This is a genomic window from Arthrobacter sp. Y3221157, assembly GCF_059089865.1.
In genome coordinates this window covers 1-218 of the sequence record NZ_JBNHFD010000265.1, presented here as the reverse complement: position 1 = coordinate 218, position 218 = coordinate 1, and the positions used below count along the sequence as shown (strand labels likewise).

The following is a 218-nucleotide window of genomic DNA, read 5'->3' as shown; positions in this document are numbered from 1 at the left end:
TCGCCGCATGCAGCACCTCCCCGGCCGCGTCCGTGACCGTGAACGTCATCCCGTTCGTGTGCCGGGGCAGCACCGTCAACGGCCGCAGCACCATATCCCCCACCCCGTACGGCAACGGCAACCCCTCCCCACCGGCACCGGCAAGGTTCAGGATCCCGGTCTCCGCGATCGAGGCAAGCCGTTCCTCCACCTCCCCGGGCAGGATCAGTTCCGGATGG

General features: G+C 69.3%; 1 pseudogene. It reads right to left on the bottom strand.

What is annotated here, in order from left to right:
• Positions 1 to 218 (bottom strand): annotated as a pseudogene (locus AC5RTT_RS20940) (L-serine ammonia-lyase); the annotation flags it as partial.